This window comes from uncultured Campylobacter sp., from assembly GCF_938017615.1.
GTDB lineage: Bacteria > Campylobacterota > Campylobacteria > Campylobacterales > Campylobacteraceae > Campylobacter_B.
Genome location: NZ_CALIJA010000095.1, coordinates 1 through 12,663 on the forward strand (window position 1 = coordinate 1; position 12,663 = coordinate 12,663).

The 12,663-nt window shown below is 49.8% G+C and carries 8 protein-coding genes and 2 pseudogenes; 7 read left to right on the forward strand and 3 right to left on the reverse strand.

Translation table 11 applies throughout. From position 1 onward, the window contains the following. Positions 1-870: 870 nt before the first annotated feature. The 3 genes from acpS to Q0620_RS04470 are packed head-to-tail and all read right to left on the reverse strand — an operon-like array spanning position 871 to position 2,511. Positions 871-1,245: a holo-ACP synthase gene (acpS, locus tag Q0620_RS04460; RefSeq protein WP_298783378.1), complete on the reverse strand. Its 375-nt coding sequence runs from the start codon at positions 1,243-1,245 to the stop codon at positions 871-873. 34 nt (positions 1,246-1,279) lie between these two features. Then, the gene (locus Q0620_RS04465; RefSeq protein WP_298783379.1) at positions 1,280-1,768 is read right to left on the reverse strand and encodes a peptidylprolyl isomerase; all 489 of its coding nucleotides are present in this window, start codon (positions 1,766-1,768) and stop codon (positions 1,280-1,282) included. Positions 1,769-1,776: 8 nt separating this feature from the next. Further along, on the reverse strand, positions 1,777-2,511 hold the full coding sequence (locus Q0620_RS04470) for a YebC/PmpR family DNA-binding transcriptional regulator (RefSeq protein ID WP_177388917.1): 735 nt from the start codon (positions 2,509-2,511) through the stop codon (positions 1,777-1,779). Positions 2,512-2,643: 132 nt separating this feature from the next. Between Q0620_RS04470 and Q0620_RS04475 the strand changes: the two genes are divergently transcribed. From Q0620_RS04475 to ilvA, 7 genes and pseudogenes are all read left to right on the forward strand, one after another. Beyond that, positions 2,644-2,868 carry a heavy-metal-associated domain-containing protein gene (locus Q0620_RS04475; RefSeq protein WP_297882052.1) on the forward strand — a complete coding sequence of 75 codons (225 nt, stop codon included), beginning with the start codon at positions 2,644-2,646 and terminating at the stop codon, positions 2,866-2,868. 3 nt (positions 2,869-2,871) lie between these two features. Further along, positions 2,872-5,049: a cation-translocating P-type ATPase gene (locus Q0620_RS04480; protein WP_298783380.1), complete on the forward strand. Its 2,178-nt coding sequence runs from the start codon at positions 2,872-2,874 to the stop codon at positions 5,047-5,049. An 891-nt stretch (positions 5,050-5,940) separates the two neighbouring features. Next, positions 5,941-7,191 (forward strand): ankyrin repeat domain-containing protein, encoded by a 1,251-nt coding sequence (locus Q0620_RS04485; RefSeq protein ID WP_298783381.1) that lies wholly within the window; start codon positions 5,941-5,943, stop codon positions 7,189-7,191. Positions 7,192-7,862: 671 nt separating this feature from the next. After that, positions 7,863-9,563 carry a Na+/H+ antiporter NhaC family protein gene (locus Q0620_RS04490; protein ID WP_298783382.1) on the forward strand — a complete coding sequence of 567 codons (1,701 nt, stop codon included), beginning with the start codon at positions 7,863-7,865 and terminating at the stop codon, positions 9,561-9,563. Next, positions 9,560-10,087: pseudogene (locus Q0620_RS04495) on the forward strand (tRNA (uridine(54)-C5)-methyltransferase TrmA); the annotation flags it as partial. The gene Q0620_RS04490 and the pseudogene Q0620_RS04495, both read left to right, overlap by 4 nt. A gap of 468 nt (positions 10,088-10,555) precedes the next feature. Next, positions 10,556-11,134: pseudogene (locus Q0620_RS04500) on the forward strand (methyltransferase domain-containing protein); the annotation flags it as partial. Positions 11,135-11,234: 100 nt separating this feature from the next. Next, positions 11,235-12,446 (forward strand): threonine ammonia-lyase, encoded by a 1,212-nt coding sequence (gene ilvA / locus Q0620_RS04505; protein WP_005872070.1) that lies wholly within the window; start codon positions 11,235-11,237, stop codon positions 12,444-12,446. The last annotated feature ends 217 nt before the right edge of the window (positions 12,447-12,663 follow it).

Below are 12,663 nucleotides of genomic sequence, written 5' to 3' on the forward strand. Positions count from 1 at the left end.
TCAAAATATAGACAATTGAAAATTTACCTCGCGCGAAAACGTAAGCCGCGTAAGCCCGCCGCCCAAATACGAGCAATTGAAAATTTTTGCGGCGTCGCGCCCTGATAAAATTTCTTTTTGCAGAGACTTGCAAACTTCTTGGCGGCTAAATTTAGCCCCGTGAGCTCGCGGCTTAAAATTTTAAATACGCTCTGCATAGAATTTTAAAATTTGCGCCGCCGTGAAATTTTAAAAATTTAGCGCTAAATTTACAACCCGCGGAATTTCATCTTTAAATTTCGCCGTGTAAATTTTGATCGCTCGCTGCTGTGGGCGCGCCGCTTATCTGTGTGTGCTCAAGCTAGCGGAAGACTGAGCGGTAAATATAGCGACACAAGCCCCGTCTTTTTGCGCATAGCGTGAAGATCGTAGCTGCGTTATCGCGGTATTTATTTGGCATAGATACGACACAAAAGCTCTTGCTTGAGATTGGCACGACGAACGCACGCAGCCGCGGCGCGTGTTTTGCCGCCCACAAACTTTCGTTTAATCCCTGATGATGCGATACGTTAGGGAGAGCAGACTTCGTATCCGTTGTAAATTTCAAAGCGCGATTTCGCCATGAAATTTTAATAGAAAATCTATGCTTCTGCCGCTAAATTCCAGGCTGAAATTTTACCTTTTGAGTTTATGCTGCAGCGCCGCTATAAAATTCCATGTCTTAAATTTAAAGCAAAATTCTGCGGCGCAATGAAATTTCAAAATTCTGCCGCGCAAAATTTACGCAAGGTTTTTGCTTGCGCGATCGCGCGATAAAATTCCTAGGACGCGCAACCCGGGCGAGATTTTAAAATTTAAAAATCCCGCACTCAAGAAAAAAGCGATAAAATTTTAGGCTCGTTTTTTGGATTTTTTTAGCACCAGTGCGACTACGGCGATTGCGACGTTTACGTCGTGCGTGATGCTAAGGCTTGCGGATTTGATATGAAATTTTTTACGGATTTTTTTACGTATTTTTAGGTGCGGCGCGCCCAAGGCGTCTTTGTAAATTTTAGCGTCTTTAAAGCCGAACTCTGCGCCGATGCCGGTGCCTAGCGCCTTACTAAGCGCCTCTTTGGCGGCATAGATGCCTGCGATACTTTCGTCGCGCAGCGCGGAGGAGCGTTCGGATTTTTTCAAAATGCGCTTTAGAAATTTCGCGCCGTATTTTGCGCGCAGCGCCGCGATCCTGCGCACCGCGGTTATGTCCGTGCCGATCTTTATCACGGTCTGGCGCCCCGCGGTTTAAATTTAATCACGGCTATAAGCTCTCTTTGATCTCGACGTCGATGATCTTATCGCCCTGCCTGATCGCGTCCAGAACCGCTAGGCTAGGCTGATCCACGATTTGTCCGAACACCGTGTGCACGCCGTCTAGGTGCGGTTGCGCGCTGTGGCAGACGAAAAACTGACTCCCGCCCGTATCGCGCCCCGCGTGCGCCATCGATAGCGCGCCGCGCACGTGCTTGTGCTTTTGGCGGTCGCATTCGCACTTTATGCGCCAGCCCGGGCCCCCCGTGCCGGTGCCGCGCGGGCAGCCGCCTTGGATCACGAAATTTGGAATTACGCGGTGAAAATTTAGCCCCTTGTAAAACCCGCTGCGAGCAAGGCTAGCGAAATTCGTAACCGTCTGCGGGGCTTCGTCACCGAAAAGCTCCAGCTTCATATCGCCCTTTTCGGTTTTTATCACGGCGTATTTATCGCGCGCCAAAGCCGCTGCGTCAATGTCGTAAATTTTTAAGCTTTCCATTTTTTCTCCTATGCGATGTTGGTGTAAACTGCCTGCACGTCGTCGTCATCCTCTAGCCGCTCGAGCAGCGCGTCTATGTCGCCAAGCTGCTCCTCGCTAAATTCGTGCTTTTCGTTGGCGACGAATTTTAAGCTTGCGCTGATGATCTCAAGCCCTATCTTTTCGATCCCTTCGTTTAGAGTGCCGAAGCTTTCGTATTCGCCGTAGATTAGAAGTGTCTTTTCGAGCTCGCCCTTGTCGTTTTCAAACTCGTTGATCTCAAGCTCGCTAAGACCGAAGTCGATGAGCTCAAGCTCCAGCTCCTCGATGTCGCGGCTCGGCAGCTTGGTCTCAAAAACGGCCTTGTGCGAAAACATAAATTTCAAACTGCCGCTCGGCAAAAACTCGCCCTTGGCTTTGTTTAAAATCGACTTTACGTTTGCGACGGTGCGGGTCGGGTTGTCGGTGGCGCATTCGATTATGAGAAGTGCGCCGTGCGGCGCCTTGCCGTCGTAAAAGATCGTTTTGATATCGGCGCTATCCTTGCCACTTGCGCGCTTGATAGCCGCGTCGATGTTGTCTTTGGGCATATTTTGCGCCTTTGCCGTGGCGATCGCGGCGCGCAGTTTGGAGTTCATAAGCGGATCTTCGCCGCCCTCTTTCGCAGCCATCGTTATGGCCTTGCCCAGTTTTGGGAAAAGTTTGCTCATCTTCCCCCATCTAGCTTCTTTTGAAGCGCGTCTGTATTCAAAAGCTCGTCCCATAAAATTCCTTAAAGCTTAAATTTAAAACGGGTGATTATAACGAAAAACCCTTAAATTTCAGGAGCGGGCGTTGAAATAAAATTTATTAAAAAGTAGTATAAGTTTTGAAATTTTAATCCAAAGGAGAGGCTCATGGCTTTAAAACAAAGCGTAAAATTTAAGGCGCAAAATATACACTGCGAAAACTGCGCGAGGACGATCAAAAACGCGCTAAAAGAGGATTTCGGCGAGATCGAAGTGGACGTAGCAAGCGGAGTGGTGAGTTTAAGCTTAGATCCGCGTGACGAGGCTAAATTTAAAGAGGAGATGGACGATTTGGGCTTTAGCGTCGCAGAAAAGCTAGCCTGCGAAAACTAACGAATGCCAAGCAAAATCACTCTAAATATCGTCGGGATGAGCTGCGTAAACTGCTCCAATGCGATCGAGCGGGTAAGTCGCAAGATCGAGGGGGTGCAGGAAGCGCACGTAAATTTCGCAAACGGCAGCGGCGAGTTCGTACTTGCCGATCCGGCGCTTGAGGAGACGCTAAAAGCCAAGATCAAAAAGCTAGGCTACGACATCGCCGTGGATTACGAGGATTTGGAGCGCAAAAAGCGGCGCAATCTCAAAGCGGCGCTATTTAGGCTAATCCTCGCTCTCGTTTTAGCCGCGGCGGTAATGGCTGTGGAGATGAGCGGGTTTTTAAGCTTCGTCCCAAAGGCGCTACTTTGCGCGGCGATGGCGTGCGTGAGCCTATTTTACTGCGGCAAAAACTTCTTTTATCACGCTTACGGCTCGCTGAAAAACAGAAGCTTTGATATGAATGTGCTCGTGGCGATGGGAAGTTTTTTTGCGTTTGTCTATTCGCTAACGGCCGCGGCGTGGGTCTATACGCACGGCGCGCAGAATGAATTTACCAATCTTTATTTCTCGTCCGCCTCGATGATAATCGCCTTTATTTCGCTCGGCAAATACCTCGAAGAGCGCAGCAAGATGAAGGCGAACGACTACATCAAGGGGCTAATCGATCTAAGCCCCAAAACCGCGCTTTTGATCAAAGACGACGGCACGATAGCCGAAGTGCGCGCAGAAGCGCTAAAGCCGGGCGATAAAGTGCTCGTAAAAAACGGCTCGCGCATTCCTTGCGACGGGTTTATCGTAGAAGGCGGCGCGCAGATCGACGCCTCGCTCATCAGCGGCGAGAGCTTGGCGGTTTATAAAAGCGTAGGCGATGAGGTAAACGCAGGCTGCGTCAGCACCGACGGCGTCATCTACGTGAAGGTGACGAAATTCCCGCATCAGACGCTGCTTGCCGAGATTAAAAATCTGCTAAACGAGGCGGGCAACAAAAAGATGCCGATCGCGCGCTTTGCGGATAAAATTTCAAATATCTTCGTGCCCGCGGTGATTTTGATCGCGCTTGTTAGCTTTATAGTGTGGATGGCGCTTGACGGACGGCTATCATATGCCGCATCCGCCGCTATTTGCGTGCTTATCATCTCTTGCCCGTGCGCGCTAGGGCTTGCGACGCCGATTGCGATCGTTTGCGCGATCTCAAACGCCGCAAAGGCTGGAATTTTAATAAAAAATCCCGAAATTTTAGAAATTTTAAAGGACGCGGACGTCGCGGTTTTCGATAAAACTGGTACGCTTAGCAAGGGCGAAATTTCGGTAAGCTTCAGCGATCTGAGCGCCCAAGATCTCTATGCTCTGGCAAGTGCGCAAAAGCTTAGCGAGCATCCGATCTCAAAGGCGATCGTAAAATTTGCCGAGCTGAAATTCGGCGAAATTTCTAAATTTAACGGCGAGTTTGAAAGTATCGCAGGCAAAGGGATTGTCGCGAAAAATCCCACCGGCGAAATTCTTTGCGGCAGCGCGGGCTTTCTGCGCGAGCGCGGCGTGGATGCGGGCGTCGAAGTAGAAGCGGAGGAGCTTTTAGACAAGGGCTTCGGCGTCGTTTACTGCGCGATAGGCGGCTCATACGCGGGCTTTATCGCATTTAGCGACGAGATAAGAGCCGAAGCGCGCGGCGTCGTGCAGGCGCTGCAAAAAAGCGGCGTAAAAACCGTCATACTAACGGGCGATAACGCCAAAACGGCAAATTTCGTCGCTCGCAACCTCGGCATCGACGAGGTAAGAAGCGGAGTGCTTCCAAGCGGCAAATATGAGTTCATCAAATCCCTGACAGACGAGGGCAGGCGGGTGCTTTTCGTGGGCGACGGCGTCAATGACGCGCCGAGCTTAAAAGCTGCTAGTATCGGCATCGCGATGAACGGCGGCAGCGATGTAGCCAAGGGCGCGGGCGACGTGATCTTTATAAAAAACGACCTTGCAAGCGTACTATATCTCTTCCGCCTATCGGAAGCTGCCATGCGGACGATCAAGCAAAACCTCTTCTGGGCGCTGTTTTACAACGCCGTATGCATCCCGATCGCAGCAGGCGCGCTATATCCAGCGCTTGGCGTGCTTCTAAAGCCGATGTACGGCGCCGCGGCGATGTGCTTTAGCTCCGTAACGGTCGTGCTAAATTCCATCAGATTGAAATTCGCTAAATTTTAACGCGACGAAATTTGCGCTAGCCGCGGAATTTTGCGCGGCAAAATTTTAATTCTACTCCGCGCAAAATTTTATCTTGCGGCTAATCGCGCGCGGAATTCCGCGGGATTAGCGCTGCTTGCAAAATTTTATCTTGCGATTAATCTGGCGTAAAATTTCGTGAATTCCGCCGCCGGATTCCGCGTTAGCAAGCTTGCCTGAGTTAATTTCGGCGGACGGCTTTATTCGGCGGAATTTTTACGGGCGAAATTTAACTCTACTCGCTGCGAATTTCTTTCGTTTTGAAAGATCTCTTTTTCTCTGCACAGAGCGTGCAAAATTTTACTCCCGCGGTTAATCACTCGTGAACGCGTAAAATTCTATGAAATTTGAGCGCTTATAATTTTATTTTGCGGTAATTGCGCGTGCAATTTTGCGAGATTTGCGCCGTTTGTGAAATTTTATTTTGCATCTAGCCCCACGTATAAATTTTAAAATTTTAACGTCGCAGATCGCCGCGCCGTCATACGGTGCCGCCCGCCGCGCTGCCGTCTAGCTGCCTCTTGGCGCCGTTTGCCCTCTAGCGTTATTCGTCGTTGCGTCGCCGCTCGGTATACTTCTGACGCTACTTACCGCCGCCGCCGCTATTCGGCGTTGTTTGCCGTAGCGTCGTAGTATGATTTCATCGGTCGCCGTGCCGCCGTCCGACTATCGCCTAGCACCGCTCGCTGCCGCGTCGTATCTATCGCCGCTCGTCGCTGCGCCTCTAACTGCCATTATTTAACGCCGCTCGCCGCCGCGCCGTAAAATTTTAAAAATTCCGCAAAATTTTATAAGGCTGAAAGGAATTCCATAAAATTCCACCGCCCGCACTAAGTTTTAATAAATAAATTTAAAGGTAAAATAACGCTTCAAATGCAATTCGAGGTAGCGATGCGAAAAATTCTAATGGGTTCGTTTGTTTTTTGCGGTACGCTTTTTGGCGCTTCTTGCGAGCAGATACTAAGCGATCCGCGCGGCTTTTTTAGCAAAGAGCCTGCGGACGAAGAGCTGCTGCAAAGCGATTTTGGCTGTAAAGGCTCGCTAGCTGGCGCAGAATTTTTGCAAAATTTAAAAAGCGCGGCTTCTGAGATCAGGGACGAAAATATCGATTGTGTCGGTAACGAAGCCTTGCTGAACGAAAAAAGGCTTGAGCGAACCTTGGCATTTGCGGGGATGGATGGCGAGGGCTTTTTGAGCTATGCTAAAGAGAAAAACTACGCGCAAATTAGCGAAAAATCGCTTGAAGCCTTAGAATTTTACTCCGAGCGCAAGATTGGAAATTTCATCGCTTATGGCAATTTTATGGGCGAGATCTCAGCAGCCAGGGAGGCGCTAAAAGATTATTTCGCCGCCAAATTTAATAAAAACGACGCCGATGAGCTGGCAAGCGCCGTGATAGCGGAATTTATCGCATATGCTGCAAAGGATCGCAAGGCGGGAGATTACGGTGAGCTTGAGCTGGCGCTAAAAGGCGGAGTAGGCCCAGATGAGTTTCGTACGCTACTTTTTAGCAAGGATTTTGCAATTTACGAGCTTGATAATGCCCTGGATCTGGCACTTTTGCTAGGATATGACGAGCGTTTTAGCGGTGCTTTGATCGAGCGAGGTGCGCAGGTGAATGCGGGTGAGGAAAACTCTCTATTTTACGCGATGAATAACGTTCAAAGCGCTAAATTTATGATCTCTAAAGGCGCTTTGGTTGGCTATAAAAACTCGCTTGGGCAAACTCCGATATTTTTCGCCGCCGCGGCAAAAAATTATGAGCTCGTAAGGTTGCTAATCTACTCGCACGCTAGCGTAAATGTCCGCCAGATCGGCAGCGCTGAAGCTCAGGCTCTAGCGTCGCTAGGCGAGCGTAGCGACGGCTGTGAACGTTCGGGCGCGGGTAAGACACTGCTGATGTTTGCGGCGCAAAAAAGTACCAAGCAGATCGTTGAATTGCTCGTAAAATCGGGCGCAAACGAAAAGGCGGCCGACGAGGCGGGGCTAAATGCGCTAGACTACGCGCTTGCGGGTGGTGAAGCGGCTACGCAGAGCTATTTGCGCTCGCTTGGATTAAGTCCTACGCAAGTAAGCGATGATTTTACGAGCGATCCGCAAGATGCACCTGAGCGTGAAAATTAGCGGGCTTGATTTAAAGGGTCGCTCGCCGCTTCGTCGTCGTTTTGGGTTTGCAAAAGCCTTATGAGCTTTAAATTTAATGTTTTGCCGCTTTGTAAATTCTATAAATTTAGCGGATTTTTCGAGTGCGAGTTGGTAGAATTTAACGCTTTAAAATTTTATCGCTTTGCTTGCGCAGGTTGCATGCTCTGAAATTTTGTAAACGCGCAGACGAGCTTTAAAAATGGCGATATTTGTGCGTTTATGCGCGATAAAATTTTTGTCTAGGGATTTTGGTTTGCTATCAAGAGCGGGATTTCGTCAAATTTTGCGCACGAAATTTATCGCTCTTGCGGCAAAGCAAGTGTCGCAACATTGCGGAATTTTACCTTGACTTGGGGCTTTTGCTATGTTAAGTAAAATTTTAAATGCGTTTATAAAACGCTTTTGATTACGCCGCGCGCGGTATTTTGCACCGGAGAGATTTTTCTGTGCAATAAATTGCTTAAAAATGCGTGCTCGAAATTGTAAACGCAGCAAAATTGTAGAGCTTGCTGTGCGATTAAGGCGCTCAAAAATCGCTGTAAAAGAAAGCGCGTGAATACGAATAATTGCTGCAAAGTGCGCAGAATTTTAAAATTTAACCCCCGATAGGAGGTTAAATTTTAAAATTTTATCAATAATCAAGGATTAAAATGTTAAAAAATTTGCTTATCTTTACAGCGATTTTTTTGCCCGCGCTGGCGCTTGCGGACGTGGAGCCCGCCGTGCGAAACAGCGAGCTTTACGGCGTGCTGACGCTTATCCCGCCGGTTGCGGCGATCGTGCTTGCTTTCATCACCAAGGACGTGATTTTGTCGCTGTTTTTGGGCGTGCTAAGCGGAACCTTTCTTATCGGTATGGTCGATCAAAATATCGCAGCTTCGGCGCTTTTCGCTTTTACGAACCTGTGCTCGCGTATGGTAAAATCGATGGCGGATACGTGGAATGCGGGTATTTTGCTTCAGGTTATGTGTATCGGCGGGCTCATCGCTTTGGTGACCAAAAGCGGTGGTACGAAGGCGCTTGCGCTTTGGCTTAGCAAGCACGCAGACACCCCAGTTTTGGGTCAAATTTATACTTGGCTCATGGGTATCGTGATATTTTTCGACGATTACGCAAACGCGTTGATCGTGGGTCCGATAATGCGGCCACTTATGGATAAATTTAAAATTTCGCGCGCGAAATTCGCCTTCATCATCGACGCGACCGCCGCGCCGATTACCGGTATCGCGGTGATCTCCACCTGGGTCGGAGTCGAAATTTCGGCGATCAAAGAGGCCTACTCGCAGATCGGCATAGAAAACATAAATGCCTTTACCGTCTTTGTAGAGACGATTCCGTATAGATTTTATAATATTTTCATGATCTTTTTCGTAGTCGCAACCGCCGTGATGAGCAGGGAGTTTGGCTCGATGTATCGCGCGGAGATCGCATCTCGCGGCGGCAAGAGCGGAGCTGCGGATTTTAAAATCAAAAATTTAGAGGATCAAATTTTCGTACCCAAAGAGGGTGTCGCGCTTCGCAAGCTAAACGCGATAATCCCGTTAGGAGCGATGATTGTCCTTTCCGTCATCGGGTTTTATTTTAACGGCTACAGCTCGCTGGAGGGCGAGGCTTTGGAGGCGGTCAAGGCGGCTCCTCTTAGCTTTACTTCTATTCGCACCGCATTTAGCGCGGCGGATGCTTCGGTCGTGCTGTTTCAATCCGCGCTCTTTTCATCGATCATCGCCGTCGTTTTAGGCATCGCACAAAAAATTTACGGTGTCAAAGAGGCGATCGAGGTCTGGGTTGGCGGCTGGAAAAGCATGCTAAATACCGTCATAATCCTGCTTTTTGCGTGGTCGCTAAGCTCGGTTATCAAAGAGCTCGGCACTTCGCGCTACCTAGTCGAGCTTCTAAGCGACGCTACGCCGCGTTTTGCGCTTGCGATCGTGATCTTCGTGCTTAGTTCGTTTATCTCATTTTCAACGGGCACAAGTTTCGGTACTATGGGCATCGTCACACCTTTAGCCGTGCCGTTAGCGCACGCCGTGGGGCAAAAATACGGACTTAGCGGCGAGGAATTTCACGTTTTTATGTGCGTAAACGTAAGCGCGGTGCTTACCGGAGCGATATTCGGCGATCACTGCTCGCCGATTTCGGATACGACGATCCTCTCCTCGATGGGCGCAGGCTGCGATCACATCGAGCACGTAAGCACGCAGATGACCTATGCGCTGGTCGTTTGCGGCATTAGTATCATTTGCGGCTACCTGCCTGCGGGTTTTGGGCTTAGCGTGTGGGGATGTCTGATCTTGGGTATCGCGGCTATCATTCTTTTACTGCGCGTGGTGGGTAAAAGAGTGGATGTATGAATTGCGAAAGCTTCGGTAGTTGCGGCAGCTGCACGCTCGGTGAGCCCTATGAGGATCAAATTTCATACAAAAAGCAGCTGATAAGCGATAAGTTCAGAGAATTTTTTGACGGCGAGTTTGAGTTTTTTGCCTCACAGCCGCAAAATTACCGCATCAGGGCAGAATTTGGCATCTGGCACGATATTTGGCATAGCGCATTTGATCTTGCCTACACGATGGGCGGCGCACGTAGCAAGAAAATTTTAATTAACGAATGCCCCAAGGTAGCGCTTCCTATCGCAAATTTAATGCCGCGGCTGCTAGAGGCGCTTAGGCGGAGCGAAGCTTTAAAAGAAAGGCTCTTTGGCGTCGAGTTTATCTCGTGCGCTAGCGGGATTTTGGCGACGCTGCTTTATCACAAGCGCCTGGGCGAGCGCGAGCAGGGGGCGATTTGCGAGCTGGCGGGCAAGCTTGGTATCATGATCATAGCTCGCGCACGCGGACAGAAGCTGCTAAGCGGCGATCTAAGCCTTACAGACGAGCTTTGCGTGGACGGGCGGGTTTATAAATTTCGCTTCGGCGAAAACGCCTTCATCCAGCCTAACCGCGGCGTGAACGAAAAGATGATCGCCTGGGCGAGAAGCTGCGTGGACTTCGGCAAAGAGGGCACGAGCGAAGTGTGCGGCGCACAGAATTTCGCCGCTAGGAATTTTGCTGAAAAAAATTTTCCCTCGCAGAATTCCGTCGTAAAAAATTCCATAGCAAAGAATTTCGCCAAGCAAAATTCGAGCCACGAGCAGTCCGCTGCGCAAAATTCTACGGATAGAAATTTCGCTTCTGAAAATTCCGCCGAATTGGATGCCGCTTGCCGGAATTATGTTGAAGAAAATTCCGCTTGCGCAGAATTTAACGGCAAAAATTCCGCGAAATTTAACTGCGCGTCCGCAGGCGAGAGCTCTACAGATAATAATTTCGCTCGCAAGGATTTGGAAGTGCAAAATTCCGCTGCGCAAAATTTGGATTGTGAAAAGAAAAGCGCGCAAAATTCAGCCTGCAAAAATTCAACCGAGCAAAATTCGAGCTGCAAACAACATGTCGTGCGCCCAGAAAGCTCCGGCGCGCGCGATCTGCTGGAGCTGTACTGCGGGCACGGCAACTTTACCATCCCGATTGCGACTAAATTTAACCGCGTGCTGGCGAGCGAAATTTCAAAAAGCTCGATTGCTAATGCCCGCATAAACTGCGAGCTCAATGGCGTTTGCAACGCGCAATTCGTCCGCCTTAGCGCGGATGAGCTGATGAGCGCGTTTGCGCGGCGGCGCGAGTTTGAGCGGCTAAAGGGGATCGATATTTTCGGCTATGATTTTTCGCACGTCTTGATCGATCCGCCGCGCGCGGGGCTCGAGCCTAGCGTGATTGATTTCATAAAAAATTTTCAAAATTTGATCTACATATCCTGTAACCCGCAGACGCTTTTTGAAAATTTACGCTCGCTTTGTGCTACGCATGAGGTGCGCAGGTTTGCGATATTCGATCAGTTCGCGCATACGGCGCATATCGAATGCGGCGTGCTGTTGCGGCGCAGGAGTTAAGCGGATCTAAAACCGAAGCTGCGGATTTAGGCTGCGCGCAGGATAAAATTTCGCCTAAAATATGTATAATAACAAAATTTAAAATTACGAAAGGAAGTAGATGGTTGATCTAAATAAAATCATCCAAGCAAAGCGCACGATAAACGATTTCGTCTATAAAACGCCCTTTGCTCTGGCGCCGAAGCTCAGCAAGCTTTACGGCGCGGAAGTGTATCTCAAAAGCGAGAATTTGCAGCGCACCGGCGCGTATAAGATCCGCGGCGCTTACAATAAAATCGCGCATCTTACGGACGAGGAGCGGGCACATGGAGTAATAGCCGCAAGCGCGGGCAACCACGCACAAGGCGTAGCGATGAGCGCGCAAAAATTCGGCGTGCATGCCGTGATCGTAATGCCTGAAGCCACGCCGCTACTTAAGGTAAGCGGCACGAAGGCTCTGGGCGCAGAGATCATCCTAAAGGGCGATAATTTCGACGAGGCGTATGCGTTTGCGCTGGAATATGCCAAGGAACACAATCTGACGTTCGTGCATCCCTTCAACGACGAGTTCGTCCAGGCGGGTCAAGGCACGATCGCGCTTGAGATGATCGAGGAGGTCGCAGATCTTGAATACATCGTCGTTCCAGTAGGCGGCGGCGGGCTTGCGACGGGGGTTTGCAGCTGCGCCAAGCAGATCAACCCCGACATCAAAATTATCGCCGTAGCCGCCAAGGGCGCTCCCGCGATGCACGATAGCTTCGTCGCGAAAAAACCGCTAAATTCCAAATCCGTCCGCACCATCGCCGACGGCATCGCGGTGCGAGATACTAGCGAGATCACGCTTAGCACGATCATCGAGTGCGTCGATGAGTTCGTGCAGGTCGATGACGAGGAGATCGCAAGCGCGATACTCTATCTGCTCGAGCAGCAAAAAATCATCGTCGAGGGCGCGGGCGCGGCGGGCGTAGCGGCGCTGATGAACGCGAAATTTGCATTCCCTGCGGGCGCAAAGATCGGCATCATCCTAAGCGGCGGCAACATCGATGTGCAGATGCTAAACATCATCATCGAAAAGGGTCTTATCAAATCGCACCGCAAGATGACGATCAATGTCACGCTCGTCGATAAGCCGGGCGCGCTTACGGGGCTTACCGAAATTTTGCGCCGCGCCAACGCAAACATCGTCAAGATCGACTACGACCGCTTCTCGACCAATATCGAGTACGGCGACGCGCAGATCACGATCACGCTTGAGACCAAGGGCAAGGCTCATCAAGAGGATATCGCCTGGGCGCTCAAAAACGCAGGGTATGATTTTAGGGAGATTTTGTAAAATTTCTCGGGAGTTTGTAAAATTTATTTTCGCTCGTGAATTTGCCTAAAATTGCCAAATTTACTCGCTTGCATCCTGATCGCGGCTTGCAGCGGGTAAATTTTAATTTACCCCCCTTTTTATATCCACTATGCCGGAACACTTTGCGGCCCGCGGTTTTAAATTTTACGTAAAATTTGAAATTCAAAATATACGGCGCAAGCCGCAGTTTAAATAA